This is a genomic window from Candidatus Pelagibacter sp. FZCC0015 (assembly GCF_007833635.1).
In the GTDB taxonomy this organism is placed as follows: domain Bacteria; phylum Pseudomonadota; class Alphaproteobacteria; order Pelagibacterales; family Pelagibacteraceae; genus Pelagibacter.
In genome coordinates this window covers 1,207,763-1,225,175 of record NZ_CP031125.1, presented here as the reverse complement: position 1 = coordinate 1,225,175, position 17,413 = coordinate 1,207,763, and the positions used below count along the sequence as shown (strand labels likewise).

Sequence of the window (17,413 nt, the reverse complement as noted above, 5' to 3'; positions counted from 1 at the left end):
TTCTTATTAAAGCAAGTTGGTAGGGGAACAAAAATTCATAAAAAATCTTTAAAATTTGATGCTAAAATAAGCCATGTTATCATTGAAAAGCAGAGCAATGCAGTTATAGAATATGTGTATTAAACGGCCATAGAGGTGTCTTATTTTGTTATATCTCGATATATAGTACAACTGAAGGGTGCATAACACTATTCATGCTAAAATACACTTAAATATTGAAAAAACATTGATTTTACTTGTGTTTTTGAACATAAAATAGTCCAAAAAAGCCACTAAATATCAACTTTTTCAGACCTCAATAAACGCAGTTTAGTCTTAATTCCACCTCTCCCTGAGTACCCACCAAGGCCTCCATCGGACCGAATTACTCTATGACATGGTATTTTAGGAGCATAAGGGTTTTTTCCACATGCATTAGCTACAGCACGCGCAGATTTAGGTCTTTTTATAGCTATTGCTACCTGTTTATAGGTTTTAACAGTGCCTTTTGGTATAGTTTTAAGGTAATTCCAGACTTTTAATTGAAATTTAGTACCTTTCATCAATAAAAATTTAAAATAATGAAGCAGACTATAAAGAAAACAGTTAAAATTGAAAGATAAATAGTTTCAAGTGTTTTTCCAGATTTTCTATAGTTAATAAAGCTTAATATTGCAAAACCAAAAGAAGTTATTAAGAAATATATCGGTTCAATTACTCCATCTATGCCCATCTTTAAATAATATTTCATACTTCTTGTTCTCACAATGTCATTAATTGTCATTTAAATTAATAAATTATTTTATTTGACATTATAAAATACCTGATATATTACTAACGATAATTAATTGTTATCAATAGTAATTATATGAATGAACTAACTACAGATCTAAAATCGCTGCATGAGGCGACATTAAATAACCTTAAGAGCTCAAAAGCAAATAACACATTGAGAGCTTATAAATCAGATTTTAAAGATTTTAGCGCTTTTTGTGCTAAACACGGTTTTAAATCTTTACCGTCTGAGCCAAAAATTGTTTCTTTATACATTACTCATCTATCTAAAAATTCAAAAATAAGCACTTTAAGAAGAAGATTGGTAGCAATTAGTATGGTTCATAAGCTTAAAGGCTATTATTTAGATACAAAACATCCAATCATTGTTGAAAATTTAATGGGCATAAGGAGAGTCAAAGGCAGTATGCAAAAAGGTAAAAAACCTATTTTAATCAATCATTTAAAATTAATAATTAATGTAATAAATGAACAAAAAATAGAAGAAATAAAGAAATTAAGAGACAAATCAATAATTTTAATTGGTTTTGGAGGTGGTTTTAGAAGAACTGAACTTATTTCAATCGATCATGAGGATTTAGAATTTGTTCCTGAGGGTCTTAAAATTACTATTAAAAGATCAAAAACTGATCAATTTGGTGAAGGAATGATTAAAGGACTACCCTACTTCAATAATGAAATTTACTGTCCTGTTAAAAACTTGCAAAAATGGTTAGAAATTTCAAAAATTAAAACTGGGCCTATTTTTAGAAGATTTTCGAAAGGTTTGTCACTAACAGATAAAAGATTAACTGACCAATCAGTAGTTTTATTAATGAAAGAATATTTGAATTTAGCAGGTATTGAAAATAGAAATTTCGCCGGCCATAGTTTAAGGTCAGGTTTTGCTACTGTTGCAGCTGAATACGGAGCTGATGAAAGAAGTATAATGGCAATGACAGGTCATAAATCAACACAAATGGTTAGGAGATATATTAAAGAAGCAAATTTATTTAAAAATAATGCTCTAAATAAAATTAAAATTTAAATATAAGTTACATACTAGGATTTAAATAAAAAAATAGTATTAGTCATTAATATGAAAAGACAAAAAATTATTGTTACTGGTGGACTAGGTTTTATTGGGAGCAATCTAATTGATTTACTTATAAAAAAAAAATTTGAAGTAATTAATATTGATAAAGTATCTTATTCTTCTAATTTTTATAATGTTAAAGAATTTTCAAAAAGTAAATATTATAAATTTTATCAAACAGACATAAATAATAGAAAAAAAATAATTAAAATTTTAGAAAATGAAAAACCAACAGCAATTTTTAATTTAGCTGCAGAAACTCATGTTGATAGATCTATAGATGGGCCCTACTCGTTTATAAAAAGTAATATATTAGGAGTTTTTAATTTACTTGAAGCTGTTAAATATTATGTAAAAAAAAATAAAAAATTTAAACTCATACATATATCTACAGATGAAGTTTATGGGGATGTGCTCAAAGGTAGGTCTAAGGAGAATGATGCGTATAAACCATCATCACCTTATGCTGCATCAAAAGCATCTTCAGATCATTTAGTTTATAGTTATTTTAGAACATATAAACTGCCAATAATTATAACCAATTGCTCTAATAATTATGGTCCTAAACAACATCCGGAAAAATTAATTCCTAAATTAATCTATAATATATTAAATAATTTAGATTTACCTATTTATGGTGATGGTAAAAATAAAAGAGAATGGATATTTGTAAACGATCACTGTAATGCGTTAATTAAAATATTAAAATATGGTAAGTTAGGTGAATTTTATAATATCGGATCAGGTGAAGACTTAAATAATCTAAATGTATGCAAGAAACTTTTTGATTTAAAAAATAAACTCAAAATAAAAAGTAAATCAAAAATAAAATTTATAATTGATCGTCCTGGTCATGATAAAAGATATGCCCTAAACAGCAAAAAAATTAACAAAAAAATAAAATGGAATAAAAGAACTAATTTTAGTAGCGGAATAAAAAAAACTATAAAATGGTATATTAACAATCTAGATTATTATAAAAATTTAAAAAAAAAAGATATAACTCAACGTTTAGGAAAAAATGGTTAAAAAAGGTATAATTTTAGCTGGCGGTACAGGAAGTAGAATGAGTCCTTTAACAAAAGCAGTAAACAAACAACTTTTACCTATACATGATAAACCACTTATTTTTTACCCTCTATCAATATTAATGTTAGCTAAAATTAAAAATATTCTGATTATTGTGAATAAAGGTGAACTGAATCAATATAAAAAAATTTTACCTGATGGTAAAAACCTGGGTATAAATATTACATATGAAGAACAAGAAAAACCAAATGGATTACCTGAGGCATTTATAATAGGTAAAAAATTTATTAAAAAAGACAATGTGGCATTAATATTAGGAGATAATTTTTTTTACGGTCAAAGCCTGACTTCATTATTGGAAAGATCATCAAGATTAAAAAAAGGAGCTAAAGTTATACTGCATAAGGTTAACAGGCCTTATCTTTACGGAATTGCAAAATTACATAAAGATAAAAAAATTGAATCTATTATTGAAAAACCTAAAAAATTTGTAAGCGACAAAGCTATTACTGGATTATATTTTTTTGATAATAAAGTAATCAAATACTCTGAAAAATTAAAGAAATCTAATAGAGGCGAATTTGAGATTACTGACTTGTTAAAAGCGTATAAAAAGAATAACAAATTAAATTATGAAGAATTAGGACGAGGCGCAGTCTGGTTAGATGCTGGTTCAATTGAAGATTTCTATAATACATCATCTTTTGTTTCTACGATTGAAAAAAGACAAGGAATTAAAATTGCATGTTTGGAGGAAATTGCCTTTAACTACAATTGGATTTCAAAAACAAATATTAAAGAATCAATAAAATTTTATGGTAACTGTGAGTACTCTACTTATTTAAAAAATTTTATATGATTAAAAAATATAAAACTAAAATCAAAGATCTTTTTATATTACAAAGTAAAACCTATAAAGATAAAAGAGGATATTTTAAAGAAATTCTAAAAGAAAAGTTAATTAAAAAAAAATTTCCATTTAAAGTTATGTCTTACTCAAAAAAAAACGTGATCAGAGGATTACATTTGCAAAAAAAAAAGGCACAAGGAAAGTTTGTTACTGTAGTAAAAGGCAAAATTTTTGATGTTGTTATAGATCTTAGAAAAAAATCAAAAACATTTGGTAAAAAATTTACAATAATTCTAAGTGAAAAAAATTCTAAATCAATTTATGTCCCACCGGGATTTGCTCATGGTTTTTGTGCATTAGAAAAACATAATTATGTGGTTTATAGCTGTACAAATTATAGAAACAAGGTTAGTGAAAGAGGGATAATTTATAATGATAAAACTCTTAATATTAATTGGCCCATAAAAAAGCCTATTGTATCTATTAAAGACAAGTCAAACCTCACTTATATAAATTTTATAAAATCATTATGAGGGATTTAATTATCGTAACGGGTGGCAATGGTAGGTTTGCAAAAATATTAAAAGAGAAAAATACAAAATTAAATTTAAAATTCCTAAACAGACGTGAATTAAATATTTTAGATATTAAATCTATTAAAAAAAATTTATTGAAATATAAGCCTAAAATAGTGCTTCATACAGCTGGTTTATCTAGACCAATGATAACTCATTATAACAATATTAAAAAAAGTATTGATCTAAATATTATTGGAACTGCCAATATTGTTAAGATGTGTGAGAAATTTAATATTAAAATTATCTATTTTTCAACAGGTTATGTTTACGAAGGAAAAAAAGGAAACTATTCAGAAGATGACCCTGTTAAACCAATGAATAATTATGCATTATCGAAATTAGGAGGTGAGTGCTCTGTATCGATGTATAATAAATCATTAATATTAAGAATTACTATGACAGAGAAACCGTTTGTCCATAAAAAAGCGTATGTTAATGTAAAAAGTAACTTTATGTTTCATGAAGAATTAGTCAAAATTTTACCTTATATTATAAATGAGAATGGAATACTAAATATAGGTGGAAAAAGTCAATCTATATATGATTTTGCAAAAAAGTTTAATTCTAAAGTAAAAAAAGTTAAAGCAACAAAAAAAAAAAAAATTCCACTTAATCAAACAATGAATTTATCGTCACTTAAAAAGATACTAAAAAAAATTAAATAAATTTATATTTAGCTAATCCTAGAAAACTTTAGAGAATTTTATCATAAAGCAATCCAATTATTTGGCCAAAAATCAATATTTTTAGAAGGGTTCATATTTTTTGGTTTTATGCATATTTTATTGGTATCTTGAGCCAACCATGCGCCCCACCAATGAAAAGAAGTTGGTCCTACTATAAAATATTTGCAATGTGTTAATAAAAAAAAATCATTTATAATTTTATCCTGATTATTTTGAACAAAAATAAAATTATCTTTTTGAAAATATTGATTAAGATTTGAAAAGTCATTACTCCACAATAAATACAAAGGTTTTTCAATATTGATGGGAAATTGTTTTATAGCTCTATAAATGTACTCAATACTATCTCGTGTAAAAGCATCAGATTTTTTTTTAGATATTAAATCATTCGAATTATTAATTCTCTCAGAGTACCTATTGGTTCTTACACATATAGAAATAATTCTATCTTTATTTTTAGTAATTATATCAAAATATTTATTATTTATTAATTTATCTTTATTTTTAATTTCAAATTCTTTCAATAAAGAATCTCTATTAGAAATAAAATATTTCTCAGACTCATAATGACCTTCTAGATATACTAAATTTGATAGATTTCTTGTATCAATGGTATCATACTTTGTTTTTTTATTTTCAAATTTATTTTCAATTATAAATTTTTTTTTCTTTTTGAAAAAATCAAAATTTATTAAAAATTTTCTTTTAAGATTTTTAATTTGATTATTAAATTTATATTTATCGTCTAATGTATTCGCAGAAATATTAAAATGGTTGAGTGCAAAGTTTCGTATATCTTTTTTCTTAAAATATGCACTTTTTTCATCAAAGTATAATTCATAGTTAATTTTTTGAGCAACACTAAAAGCATTAGCATACATAAACATTTGATTACCAAGACCTTCAGCAATTCTTACTATCAAACGATTTTTCATTTATTTTTTTATATAATATTTTAATTTGCTAATAAGAAAAGGTAACATATTTTTTATACCTATTTTGTGATCTTTAAGTGGAGTAGTAAATTTATCCCCTCTTTTCAAATAATATTTCACAAAGTAATCAATTGTTATTTTCCATTTTAATAAAAAGGTTTTTCTTCCATCATTTGGTTTAATATTCTTATTTTTTCTAGTTGTTAAAGATCCAAAATGATAGACTCTGGATTTATTTACTGATTTAAAAATTCTTACACCTTGACTCCATAATTTCATATTTAAATCTGGATCTGAACCGAAACCAGGATTAAATTCTTCACTGAAACCTCCGATTTTATCCCACATTTTTTTATGAATTAAATGAGGTGCCCAATGACTACCTTGCATGTCATAAAAATCTAATTTATGAAAATTTGATAATAAAAGTTCTTCGTTAAAATCTTCTAATCTCGAACCAGCATCGAAATGAATATGATTAATTACACCTTTGTTTTTTGGATAGTGACTAATATTAGTACATGATAAATAAAAATTTGAATTAGGGGTTTTGTTTACTTCATTAAACAAATGATAATCCCAATCAGGTAAATAATACATATCATCATGAGAATATATTATATAATCAGTTGTTGATTCTTTAGCTGCTAAATTAACACCACTACACAAACCAATGTTTGAGTTTGATTTTGTATAGATGATTTTTTTATCAATTAAATAATTTTCAGTATCTACATCTACACCATTTATATGCACAATTATTTCGTGCTCATAGAAGGAATTTTGGAGTATTGATTTAATGCAAATTTTTAAATAACCGCAGTTTTTAACTGTAGGAATTATAATACTAGATTTTTTCAACATTTATTATAAATGCAATTAAATTAAATAATTTATTAAAATTCATTTAAAGTTTTAGTTATAAATTTAATCTGTTTAAATGAAAGGTTGGGATCTATAGGTATACTAATTGATTCTTTTGCTAAAATTTCAGCATTTTTATATTTTCTATTTTTAAAATCATTTTTAAAAACCTTTAATTGATTTATTGCATATGGGTAATGAAAACCAAATGTTATTTTCTTCTCTTTAAAAAGTTTAATTAATTTACTTCTATCTTTAACTAAGATTATATATTGATGATATACACTGTATTTAGAATATTTAATTTTTTTAATTTTATAGTTGTTTATATTTTGGTTATAATATTTTGCAATTTTTTGTCTTTGTAAATTATATTTAGATAAATTTTTTAATTTTGAATTTAAAATAATAGCTTGAATAGTATCTAAACGACTATTTAATCCAACTAGTTCATGTATAAATTTTTTTTCAGATCCTAAATTTCTTAATTTTCTTATTCTTTTATAAAAAAACTTATTGTTGGTGGTTATAATGCCTGCGTCACCATATGCGCCCAAATTTTTACCAGGATATAAGCTAAAGCAAGATATGTCAGCAATTGAACCCACACTTTTAATATTATTTTTACTTATTTCCTCTTTAGCTCCATGTGCTTGAGCACAATCATCAATTAAATAAATTTTTTTCATTTTAATTATTCTCTTAATTTCACTTAGGTTTGCTACTGAACCATATAAGTGAACTGGCAAAATGACCTTTGTTTTTTTTGTAATTTTTTTTTTTAGTTCAGAAATTGAAATTGTAGATTTTAAATATTCTGTATCTACTAATACAGGCTTTAGATTTGCATTAATTACAGAAAAAGCTGTAGAACAATAAGTCATGGCTGGAATAATTACTTCTGAGTTTTTAGGAAGATTTAAAGATAATAGTGCCAAAGTTAATGCGTCTGTACCATTTGCGCATCCAATTGCATATTTTGATCCACAAAATTTACTAAAATTTTTTTCAAAGAGATTGACCTCATTTCCTAATATAAAGTCTCCTTTTTTAAATAGTTTGTCTATTTTAGTTAATATAGTTCTGTGCAATTTCTTATCTTGATTATATATATCTAAAAATTTAATCATTATTAACAAACATTAAGCTTAAGATATGATTAGTTACAATAGGTTTTATTTATTTACAACATCATAATAAAGTATAGATATTAAAAATGGATAATAACTTCAATATAGTTCTAATCGGAGCAGGTTATTGGGGAACTAATATTGCAAAAAATTTAGTAAAATTAAAAAAAAAATTTATCGTCTACGATAATAACATAAAAAAATCCAATATAATCAGAAAAAGGTTTCCAGAAAACATAATCATCGAAAAAAATTATGATGATTTAATTAAAGATAAAAAAAACTTATTTTTTATATTTGCAACTCCCCCATCAAAAAATTTTAATTTAATTAAAACTGCTTTAAAAAATGATAAAAAAATTTTCATAGAAAAACCAGGTTTTAAAAATGTAAATGAAATAAAAAAGATTAGAAAAATATTTCCTAATAAAGTTAAAAATATAACTTTTGGTTATATATATCTTTTTAATAATCATATTCATTATATTAAAAAGTTTATTAAAAATAAAAATAACGGAAAATTGTTATATATCAAATTTCAAAGGCAAAACCTTGGACCTATAAGAAATGATGTAGACGTCTCATTTGATCTTTCAGCACATGACCTATCTATTTTAAATTATTTATTTAAAAAAAAATTAAAATTAATTAATCATAATAGTTATAAAATTTTAAATAATACTGTAGCAGATATTTCAAATATTAGTTTTAAATTAGATAATTTCTATGTAGATATAAATAATAGCTGGCTTAATCCTGACAAAATTAGAAGAATAATTATAATTACAACAAAAAAAATGCTTTTATTTGATGAAATGAATATTAACGAAAAAATTAAAATTTATAATAAATATGCTGTCTATCCTAAAATAGAAAAACTTAAAAATATTTTTTTTTCTAAACAAGCAAAAATATATGAAGGAAAAAATTATTCCCCCAAGATTACAGAGAATGATCCTCTGTTAGATGAAATAAAAAATTTCTTAAATAATAAAAAAAAAAAAATTAGTAAATTTACAGGAATAAATTTTGCTCAAAATATTTTAGAAATTCTTAAAAAAATAAATTAATTAAAAAAAAGTTTTTTTAATGATTTCCTTAGTAACTTTTTTGCTATTAAATAAGTCGAAATATCTTTTTTTTCCATTTTTACTATATTTGTTGATCTTATCAGGATTTGAAATTAGTTTTTCAACTTGATATCCTAAATCATTATAATCAGAGTAAAAACCCATTTCACTTTCATCAAAATAATCTGTAAATTTTGTTTTTTTATCTATAAAAGTATAAATACCATTTCCGATTAAAGATGCTATTCTATTGCTAGATGTATATTTCAATGGCTGTCCTCTACTCAAATTAAGAGCTATTTTGCACTTAGATAATTCATTGTAGTAATCATAATTCCACCTAGGTTCATGATTTGAAACACCTAAAATATTATAGTTTATATTTGTATATTTGTTTATTAATGAATCGATAAAAAATTCTCTTTCATCAGATTTTCCTTTTTTTAATTTTCCAAAATTAACTCCGTGACTAAATGCAAAAAATAAATCTTTATATCTATATCGATTTTCATATATCTTAAGATTTTCTATATTTTCATCGACTGGTATTGGTAAAAAATGCATCTTATTATTTTTAATATTAGATGAAATTTCACTGGGATGAGTTGTTAAAAAATAATTATCGATTAAATCATGATTTTTTTCAATTAAATTTAGATTATCTTTCCAATTTGGTCCATTTCCTCTATGACCTAATGCATCTTCATACCATAATATAAATTTAGAATTATATTTATTTTTAATATCTAAAATTGTTTTTCTTTCTAAAACATTATTATGACCACAAATAATCAAGTCTGGTCTATAATTATCACTTATAGTTCTTATTTTTTGATTAATAAAATTATTATTTTTTGTAATTAAATTTTTATTTTGATAACTTCTGTAACTAAAATTTATAACATCATGATCATTTCTGATAAAGCCCTTTGATAATTTATTAGATATTGAAATATTGAAAAGTCTATGATCATTTCTTTCATCAAATGTTGAAATATGTAAAATTTTTAGTTTATGTTTATTAATAATATTAATATCTTTTAAAAGATTGCTTTTTTTCCAATTATCTATTTTTTTAACCTTATCATCAAGCTTATGAATTACAGAATTAAAGTTTTTTAATTGAATTTTTTTTGTTAATTTTGGAAAATCAATTAGTTTTTTTATTTTATTAAAAAGCTCTTTTTCGTTTACTTGATCTAAAAAAATTGGATCTTTAAATGTTTCCGGTAAACCACCATTTTTAGAAGTTATTGTGGCACAACCATAAGCTGCTGACTCCATTGATGTTCTGCCGAAAGGCTCTTGCCATTTTGAAGGTACAACAGATATAGATGCTTTCTTATAATAATTTAACATTTTCTGATGTGTGATCCAATCAATTTTATTTAATCTTGGATGATTAAAATTATATTTTTCCCTTGGTTCATTTCCTACTGCTATAGCATTCCAGTTTTTGTATTTATCTAAAATTTTAATTATTGAATTACCAAAAACATCGTATCCCTTAGATGAGTTAAGTTTACCACTAAAAATAATCGTTCTATTTTTTTTTGGAAATTTTTTTAGTGGATTAATGGAAGGATACAAAATATCACAATTATTTCTAAACTTATAAGGTAAATTTTCAAAAAATTTTTTTTTTACCCAATTACTAACAAAATAAACTTGATCTGTGTTTTCTGCGATAAACATTCTTTCTTTAACAGTGCCTGATCCTCTTAAATTCAATGGGTTATTGTGAAAAATAAATATTATTTTTGAGTTAATTTTTTTTTTAATGAGATAATTTAAGGACTCAGGTCTGTTATGTATTTCGATTATCCTAAATTTATATTTTAAATATTCATCATATAACTTAGAGGTGTAGACAATATTTTTTCTCATAAAAATTTTGCCTAAATTTAAAGATTTAAAATTTTTAGTAAGGGGCTTAAATTTCTTATCTAAGTTACCATAAATAATTGTTTTATTAGATAGATCACTTTTTTTTATATAATCTTTTGTCCAAATAGAAGCAGCACCCGCATGATTTTCAGAATAAATTTCCTTATATGGTAAAAGAATTGCTATATCTTTATTCATAAAAAATATGTTTTTTAATAATTTTATTAAATCTTATAGTTTCTTTTTTTAAATTATTCGATGTAATTTTTTTTCGTTTTAAACCAACATGATTTTTTTTTATTCTTTTTACAGGATTACCAGCATAAGTAAATCCAGGTATAACTTTAAATTTTTTGGTAACAATGGTCCCCATGCCAATCATTGAATAAGAACCAATAACCTGGTTTTGATGCACTATGGTATTAAATCCTAGTTGAGAACTTTTCATTACATGTGTGTTTCCACCTAAAGTTACATTATTGCTGAAAACTACATTGCTCTCTATATAACAATCATGTGCTATATGACTCAATGTCATAAAATGGCAATTATTTGCAATATAAGTTATTTTTTTTAATTTTGTCGGAAGATGTACTGTGGTAAATTCTCTAAAAATATTATTATTACCTATTTTAATCTTTCCAAAAGATTTTTCTGAAACATGTTGGGCATTAGTGCCTATTACAACATAAGGACCTATTACATTATTTTTTCCTATTGAAACAGATTTCCAATTTATTATTGCAGTTTTATGAATTAAGTTTCCTTTAATTTTTTTAAAATCCATTTTTTTTCTTAATAACATTTCTAAGTTTATAATTTTTTTTTAATTTATATTCTTCTATCATAGCTAATTTCTTTGAAGAAAGATTCCTACTATAAATTAATTCCCATTTTTTCCCTCTTGTAAATTTAGCTCCCTTTCCTTGATTGTGTAATTTTAACCTATTAACAATATTATTTGTGTATCCGACATAAGAAATTGTTCTCTTTTTTATTCTTGAAGCTATTAAATAAACACAATATTTCATTTTTGGCGGTCCCTAGGGGAATCGAACCCCTCTTTCGAGGATGAAAACCACGTGTCCTAACCGATAGACGAAGGGACCGAATTGCTGCTTTTTATTGTAAAATCAATAATTAATCAAGCTTATCATTATATATTTTGTTTTAGTTTTATTACTTTTTTTAGTCCAGATGATTTATGTGTCACTAAAGTCTCCGAAATAAATTCATTACCTTGAATTTCTATGCCTGAAACTAGGTCACCAGAAGTAATCCCTGTTGCACAAAAAATGGAATCACCTGTAACTATTTCATTTAATTCATATTTTTTTGTTAAATCATTAATTCCCATTTTTTTTGCCCTTACTTTATCCTCTTCTGTTTTAAACAAAAATCTACCTTGAAAATTACAATTAAATGCATCCAAAGCTGATGCTGCTAGGACACCTTCTGGTCCACCACCAATTCCTAAAAAAATATCAACATTATATTTTTCATCTGTTACTAACAAAGCTCCAGATACATCACCATCTTTAATTAATTTCAAATTAACCTTTAATTTTTTTAGTTCTTGAATTATCTCATTATGTCTTGGTCTATCAAGAATACATGCCGTTAATTCTTCTGGATTTTTATTTAGATAATCACTTAAGTTGGAAATATTTTGTTTAACTGTATAATCTAAATCAATAACATATTTTTCAGTTATTTTAGTTGATATTTTTTCCATGTAAGTTTCTGGCGCATTAAATAAACTATTTTTTTCAGCAACAGCTATTACAGATAAAGCCCCGGGTAAATTGTTTGCCGCAAAATTTGTACCTTCTAATGGATCTACAGCAATATCAAATTCAGGTCCATTATTTGTACCAAGTTTTTCTCCAATATATAACATTGGCGCTTCATCTAGTTCTCCCTCACCTATTACTATTTGACCCTGAATATCAAGATTATTTAGATCAGATCTCATTGAATCCACAGCTGCTTTATCTGCTGCAATTTTATCTTTTTTGCCAACAAGATATGATGATGCTAGTGCTGCTTTTGATGTTACGATAGCTAATTGATCTACAAATTTTTTATCTATTGACATTAAACTTTTTCATCTACAAAATCTACTTGTTTGATTTTAGTTTCAAATTCTCTTAAACGCTTATAAACACTAGCAAGTTCAATAATAGTTGGCCAAGCTTTTAGTAAATATTGCATGGATCCTTCAACTCTTCCAAAGGCTCTTATAATTTGCTGCATAACTCCTAATGTAACTACACCTGCTACAATTGCTGGAGCTAAAAAAACATAAGCCGATAATACATTTGCCTGTAAATACGCTATTCGACCAATATTAAAATATAAGTATCTTAAATAACTTAAAAAATGAATTTTACGCACATCATCAAACAACTCATCTATTTTTTTTGGTCTTACGCTGCCGTCATCTTCTGCAATAACTAAAATTTTCCTATATGCGGCTTCTTGCTTTTGTAAATCGTATTCAACACCAACCAATCTTAATATTAAACCAAGCACTATTAAAAAAACAGTTCCCCCAATAGTCCAAATCAATGCACCTACTATAAGTCCATATTCCCATTCACCAAAAAAGAAAATGGGTATACCCACACTTAAACCAAATAATATAGGAATAAATTGAATTAAAATCATAATTGACTCTATTAAACTTGTGCCTAATCCTTCCATAATTCTTGTAAATTTAATTGTATCTTCTTGAACCCTTTGTGATGCACCTTCAATTTTACGCGCTCTATCATAGACAGAGTGATACCATTCAACCATCGACGTTCTCCATCTAAATAAAAAATGTGCTGTAAAGAAACTAATAGCAACATAAACAGCAATATACATTGCTGCCAATGTAATAAATGAAAACAAGCTTGCAAAATATTCATCAATTGATACTGCATTTGGTTCTGCAAGTGCTTTCTGAATCATGTCATAAAAAACACCAAACCACTCATTTATTTTTACATCTATTTCAACTTGAACCCAAAGCGATGAAAGAATTATAAAAGAACCTATCCAAGACCAAATAAACCAATGTTTTTCAGTGAAAAATCTAAACATTTTTATTTCAGAAAATTATCTGCGTAAGACTTTTTTACAGTTTTTCTTTTTCTTGGTTCAATTAATTCAAAATCAATTCTTTTCTTTTTTGCATAATTAATTGCTAATTCTTTAGATGAAAATTCTAATTTTAGTTCTGTATAGGTATCAGATGAACTTTCCCAACCCATCAATGGGTTTCTTGTTGGATCTTTGGTTTTAAATTCTAAAATCCATTTATCATTTTTAGCTAATCCTGATTGCATTGGATTTTTATTTGGAATGTAAATAATAGCTTTTTTCATAAATGATGGTCGGAGTGGCAGGATTCGAACCTGCGACCCTCTGGTCCCAAACCAGATGCGCTACCAGGCTGCGCTACACTCCGATCCGAGTACTAATACAGCAGTTATTGATAATTTCAATGTTTAAAGAAGCCAAAATTAAAAGAAATTTGGTGAAAATCTGGTATATAACGAAGCATGATAATTACTTGTCCAAATTGTAACAAGCAATTTAAAATTGACAATTCTCTAATTCCTTATGATGGTAGAGATTTACAATGTGGATCTTGCGACCATGTTTGGTTTTATAAAAAAGAAGATAAAAGCGAGCCTCCATTAACATTAAATCAAAATATTTCTGAAAATAAAGTAGACAAAGATATAGAGACAAAAGACAAAAATTTTAAATTTAGTAAAAAGCTACAGCAAGAAAATATAATTAAACCTGAGATAAAAAAAGAAATATCAAAAGAAATTCCAGAGACCGTTAGAATGTCTTCAAATAAAGGATCTAAATTCTTCTCTTATTTGGTAGTATTTATTATATCTTTTGTGGCATTAATTATCTTGCTTGATACTCTAAAAAATCCACTAATCAATGTGTTCCCTGGACTAGAAATTATACTTTTTAACCTTTATGAAACATTGCAAGATATAAAACTATTTATTATAGACCTAACTTAATTTTTTTATGATTAATTATATATCTAAACCTTTTAGATGGTTTTTTAAATTAGAGGCTGCAAGTGGACTTGTATTGTTCTTTGCTGCAATAATTGCATTATTTATAAGCAATTCTGGACTAGCAGATTTATATTTTGCTACTTTAAATAAGTATTTATTTATAGGTATTAATAATTTTGGATTAAAATTATCAGTATTGCATTGGATCAATGATGCCTTGATGGCAATTTTCTTTTTCTTTGTTACTTTAGAAATTAAAAGAGAATTTTTACAAGGTGAACTTTCTAATATTAAACAAGCTTTATTGCCCATAATTGCTGCTGTAGGAGGAATGTTAGTTCCTGCACTATTTTATGTTTTTATAAATTTAGGTGATAGTGAAACTTTAAATGGATGGGCAATTCCCTCAGCAACTGATATCGCTTTTTCTTTAGGAGTTTTATCCTTGTTAGGTAAAAGAGTTCCTTTGTCATTAAAAGTATTTTTAACTGCATTAGCTATAATCGATGATTTAGGAGCAATAGTAATCATCGCCCTATTCTATTCTGGAGATTTGAGTATCAAGTATTTAACTTTAATGTTATTAGCTTTTATTGTTTTGTTATTAATTAACAAATTTAACATTAAAAAGTTTCTACCTTATTTGGTTGTAGGACTATTTCTCTGGGATTTTACGCATAACTCAGGAATACACGCTACTATCGCTGGTGTCTTGTTAGCTATGACAATTCCTCATAGAAAAAAAGAAAAAGATTTTTCATTATTAATTAAAATTGAACACACAATTAGTCCATATGTTGCTTTCGGAATAATGCCTTTATTTGCATTTGCAAATGCTGGAGTATCTCTTGAAGGTTTATCGTTCGCTTCATTACTTGATAAAGTTCCCCTTGGAATTGTATTAGGACTATTCCTTGGTAAACAACTAGGTGTTTTTGTTTTCTCATATGTGTCAATTAAATTAAAAGTAGCTCAAATGCCAAATGATACAAGTTGGTATAATTTTTATGGCGTAGGAGTTCTTACTGGCATTGGTTTTACAATGAGTTTATTTGTTGGAAATTTAGCTTTTGTAGAAAACATGCAATATATGGATGGTGTAAAAATTGGCGTATTGACTGGTTCGTTGTTGTCAACTTTATTTGGTTATTTTTTAATATTACTTACACCAAATAAACCTAATAAATGAAAAAAGTAATATTTATATTTTCTATAATTATGTTTTTTTTTAAAACTCCAGCAACTGCTAACTACGAAAAAAAAATTTATGATTTTAGTATTGAGAGTATAACTGGCGAGACAATTAATTTTAAAGATTACAAAAATAAAGTTATTTTAATTGTAAATACAGCAAGTTACTGTGGATTTACAAAACAATATGATGAATTACAAGAATTGTGGGATTTATATAAAGAAAAAGGTTTAATTGTTCTTGGTGTTCCATCTAATTCATTTAATCAAGAAAAAAATAATAACGCTGATATAAAAGAATTTTGTGAAGTAAATTTTAATATTAACTTTCCTCTTACGACATTAACTGAGGTTAAAGGCAAAGACGCTCATGAACTTTTTAAATGGGCAAAAAAAAATCATGGTAAGTTGGCAGAACCTAAGTGGAATTTTCATAAAATTTTAATTAATAAAGAAGGTAAAGTTCAAGATACATTTGCATCATTCACAAAACCAACTTCAAAAAAAATAATTAAAGCCATAGAAAATAGCTTATAAGTTTATTGTCAATCCGTCATGTGCTGGAATAACATTTTTAGGCATCATTTTTTTAAGCACATTATAATCTAATACTGGTGATAAGTTAGTAAGAATAGCTTTTTTTGGTTTAAATTTTTTAATTACAGCAAGTGAAGTTTCTAAATTAAAATGTGATGGATGATAATTGTACCATAAGCAATCAATAATTAAATATCGAAGATTTTTAAAGTATTTATGATCTTTGTTATAAATTTTACTTACATCACTTATATAAGCTAATTTTTTATTAATAATAAAGCAATTTGACTTTACTTTACCATGCTCAACCATAATTGATTGAATAGCAATTTTTTTATTATTACTTTTAATAAAAATTTTTTTTTGAAGTTTATTAAGCTTTAAAGTTGCAGGATATTCTTTTGAATAACTTTTAAATATATAAGAAAATGTAGAGTTAAGATATTTAGAAGTATATTTATCAGCATATACATCAAGTTGTTTTCTGCTGTTAATATAAAACGATCTCAAATCGTTTATTCCATGAGTTTGATCACCATGCAAATGAGAATATAATACTTTATTAATTTTATTTATTTTATGCCTTAAAAGTTGTTGTCTTAGGTCAGGAGATGTATCTATAAGAATATTTTCATCTGTAGTTTTTATTAAAGCTGAACATCGTGTTCTATAATTTTTTTTATTATTAGGATCACAATTTCCAAAGAAACCATCTGCTCTTGGTACACCCATTGAACTACCACAGCCTAAAATAATAAATTTCATTAATT

The 17,413-nt window shown here is 25.4% G+C and carries 21 protein-coding genes and 2 tRNA genes; 9 read left to right on the top strand and 14 right to left on the bottom strand.

Features of this window, described 5'->3' with window-relative positions; all coding sequences use genetic code 11:
- Nucleotides 1-272 precede the first annotated feature (272 nt).
- Nucleotides 273-542: a methylated-DNA--[protein]-cysteine S-methyltransferase gene (locus DT059_RS06470; protein WP_075536314.1), complete on the bottom strand. Its 270-nt coding sequence runs from the start codon at nucleotides 540-542 to the stop codon at nucleotides 273-275.
- The gene (locus DT059_RS06465; protein WP_145597745.1) at nucleotides 542-763 is read right to left on the bottom strand and encodes a hypothetical protein; all 222 of its coding nucleotides are present in this window, start codon (nucleotides 761-763) and stop codon (nucleotides 542-544) included. The genes DT059_RS06470 and DT059_RS06465 overlap by 1 nt, the downstream gene beginning before the upstream one ends.
- An 84-nt stretch (nucleotides 764-847) precedes the next feature.
- Between DT059_RS06465 and DT059_RS06460 the strand changes: the two genes are divergently transcribed.
- From DT059_RS06460 to DT059_RS06440, 5 genes are read left to right on the top strand one after another with little or no spacing between them, the layout of a single operon-like run.
- Nucleotides 848-1,801 carry a site-specific integrase gene (locus DT059_RS06460; protein WP_145597743.1) on the top strand — a complete coding sequence of 318 codons (954 nt, stop codon included), beginning with the start codon at nucleotides 848-850 and terminating at the stop codon, nucleotides 1,799-1,801.
- A gap of 51 nt (nucleotides 1,802-1,852) precedes the next feature.
- Nucleotides 1,853-2,878, top strand: coding sequence for a dTDP-glucose 4,6-dehydratase (gene rfbB, locus DT059_RS06455; protein WP_145597741.1), 1,026 nt, complete (start codon nucleotides 1,853-1,855; stop codon nucleotides 2,876-2,878).
- Nucleotides 2,871-3,737: a sugar nucleotidyltransferase gene (locus DT059_RS06450; RefSeq protein WP_145597739.1), complete on the top strand. Its 867-nt coding sequence runs from the start codon at nucleotides 2,871-2,873 to the stop codon at nucleotides 3,735-3,737. The genes rfbB and DT059_RS06450 overlap by 8 nt, the downstream gene beginning before the upstream one ends.
- Nucleotides 3,734-4,261, top strand: a complete 528-nt coding sequence (gene rfbC / locus DT059_RS06445; RefSeq protein WP_145597737.1) for a dTDP-4-dehydrorhamnose 3,5-epimerase — start codon at nucleotides 3,734-3,736, stop codon at nucleotides 4,259-4,261. Before DT059_RS06450 ends, rfbC begins: the two co-directional genes overlap by 4 nt.
- The gene (locus tag DT059_RS06440) at nucleotides 4,258-4,971 is read left to right on the top strand and encodes a sugar nucleotide-binding protein (RefSeq protein WP_145597735.1); all 714 of its coding nucleotides are present in this window, start codon (nucleotides 4,258-4,260) and stop codon (nucleotides 4,969-4,971) included. The genes rfbC and DT059_RS06440 overlap by 4 nt, the downstream gene beginning before the upstream one ends.
- Before the next feature lie 41 nt (nucleotides 4,972-5,012).
- On the opposite strand, the gene DT059_RS06435 is transcribed toward DT059_RS06440, so the two are convergent.
- The 3 genes from DT059_RS06435 to DT059_RS06425 are packed head-to-tail and all read right to left on the bottom strand — an operon-like array spanning nucleotide 5,013 to nucleotide 7,921.
- Nucleotides 5,013-5,927, bottom strand: a complete 915-nt coding sequence (locus DT059_RS06435; RefSeq protein WP_145597733.1) for an alpha-1,2-fucosyltransferase — start codon at nucleotides 5,925-5,927, stop codon at nucleotides 5,013-5,015.
- Nucleotides 5,928-6,791 (bottom strand): glycosyltransferase family 2 protein, encoded by an 864-nt coding sequence (locus DT059_RS06430; protein WP_145597731.1) that lies wholly within the window; start codon nucleotides 6,789-6,791, stop codon nucleotides 5,928-5,930. It abuts the gene before it with no gap.
- A gap of 32 nt (nucleotides 6,792-6,823) precedes the next feature.
- Nucleotides 6,824-7,921: a DegT/DnrJ/EryC1/StrS family aminotransferase gene (locus tag DT059_RS06425; protein ID WP_145597729.1), complete on the bottom strand. Its 1,098-nt coding sequence runs from the start codon at nucleotides 7,919-7,921 to the stop codon at nucleotides 6,824-6,826.
- A gap of 86 nt (nucleotides 7,922-8,007) precedes the next feature.
- Here DT059_RS06425 and DT059_RS06420 point away from each other — a divergent pair, with 86 nt between their 5' ends.
- A complete protein-coding gene (locus DT059_RS06420) occupies nucleotides 8,008-8,991 on the top strand; it encodes a Gfo/Idh/MocA family protein (protein WP_145597727.1) in 984 nt (327 codons plus the stop codon).
- Here the strand turns inward: DT059_RS06420 and DT059_RS06415 are convergent, their stop codons facing one another.
- The 8 genes from DT059_RS06415 to DT059_RS06380 form a co-directional block, all read right to left on the bottom strand.
- Nucleotides 8,992-11,076, bottom strand: coding sequence for a glycosyltransferase (locus DT059_RS06415; protein WP_145597725.1), 2,085 nt, complete (start codon nucleotides 11,074-11,076; stop codon nucleotides 8,992-8,994). It lies immediately after the preceding gene.
- A complete protein-coding gene (locus DT059_RS06410; protein WP_168189267.1) occupies nucleotides 11,069-11,665 on the bottom strand; it encodes a hypothetical protein in 597 nt (198 codons plus the stop codon). Before DT059_RS06410 ends, DT059_RS06415 begins: the two co-directional genes overlap by 8 nt.
- Nucleotides 11,655-11,909, bottom strand: coding sequence for a GIY-YIG nuclease family protein (locus DT059_RS06405; RefSeq protein WP_145597722.1), 255 nt, complete (start codon nucleotides 11,907-11,909; stop codon nucleotides 11,655-11,657). Before DT059_RS06405 ends, DT059_RS06410 begins: the two co-directional genes overlap by 11 nt.
- Nucleotides 11,910-11,912: 3 nt before the next feature.
- Nucleotides 11,913-11,987: transfer RNA gene (locus DT059_RS06400), tRNA-Glu, on the bottom strand.
- A 47-nt stretch (nucleotides 11,988-12,034) separates the two neighbouring features.
- The gene (glpX, locus tag DT059_RS06395) at nucleotides 12,035-12,976 is read right to left on the bottom strand and encodes a class II fructose-bisphosphatase (RefSeq protein ID WP_145597720.1); all 942 of its coding nucleotides are present in this window, start codon (nucleotides 12,974-12,976) and stop codon (nucleotides 12,035-12,037) included.
- Nucleotides 12,976-13,968, bottom strand: coding sequence for a putative transporter (locus DT059_RS06390; protein ID WP_145597718.1), 993 nt, complete (start codon nucleotides 13,966-13,968; stop codon nucleotides 12,976-12,978). The genes glpX and DT059_RS06390 overlap by 1 nt, the downstream gene beginning before the upstream one ends.
- Nucleotides 13,969-13,970: 2 nt before the next feature.
- The gene (locus tag DT059_RS06385) at nucleotides 13,971-14,252 is read right to left on the bottom strand and encodes an ETC complex I subunit (RefSeq protein ID WP_145597716.1); all 282 of its coding nucleotides are present in this window, start codon (nucleotides 14,250-14,252) and stop codon (nucleotides 13,971-13,973) included.
- 6 nt (nucleotides 14,253-14,258) lie between these two features.
- Nucleotides 14,259-14,335: transfer RNA gene (locus DT059_RS06380), tRNA-Pro, on the bottom strand.
- A gap of 94 nt (nucleotides 14,336-14,429) precedes the next feature.
- Here DT059_RS06380 and DT059_RS06375 point away from each other — a divergent pair.
- From DT059_RS06375 to DT059_RS06365, 3 genes are read left to right on the top strand one after another with little or no spacing between them, the layout of a single operon-like run.
- Entirely contained in the window at nucleotides 14,430-14,915 is a 486-nt protein-coding gene (locus DT059_RS06375) for a zinc-ribbon domain-containing protein (RefSeq protein WP_145597715.1), read from the top strand.
- 7 nt (nucleotides 14,916-14,922) lie between these two features.
- A complete protein-coding gene (nhaA, locus tag DT059_RS06370; RefSeq protein ID WP_145597713.1) occupies nucleotides 14,923-16,104 on the top strand; it encodes a Na+/H+ antiporter NhaA in 1,182 nt (393 codons plus the stop codon).
- On the top strand, nucleotides 16,101-16,643 hold the full coding sequence (locus DT059_RS06365; protein WP_145597711.1) for a glutathione peroxidase: 543 nt from the start codon (nucleotides 16,101-16,103) through the stop codon (nucleotides 16,641-16,643). Before nhaA ends, DT059_RS06365 begins: the two co-directional genes overlap by 4 nt.
- Here the strand turns inward: DT059_RS06365 and DT059_RS06360 are convergent.
- Nucleotides 16,638-17,408: an MBL fold metallo-hydrolase gene (locus DT059_RS06360; RefSeq protein WP_145597709.1), complete on the bottom strand. Its 771-nt coding sequence runs from the start codon at nucleotides 17,406-17,408 to the stop codon at nucleotides 16,638-16,640. The genes DT059_RS06365 and DT059_RS06360 overlap by 6 nt on opposite strands.
- Nucleotides 17,409-17,413: the final 5 nt, after the last annotated feature.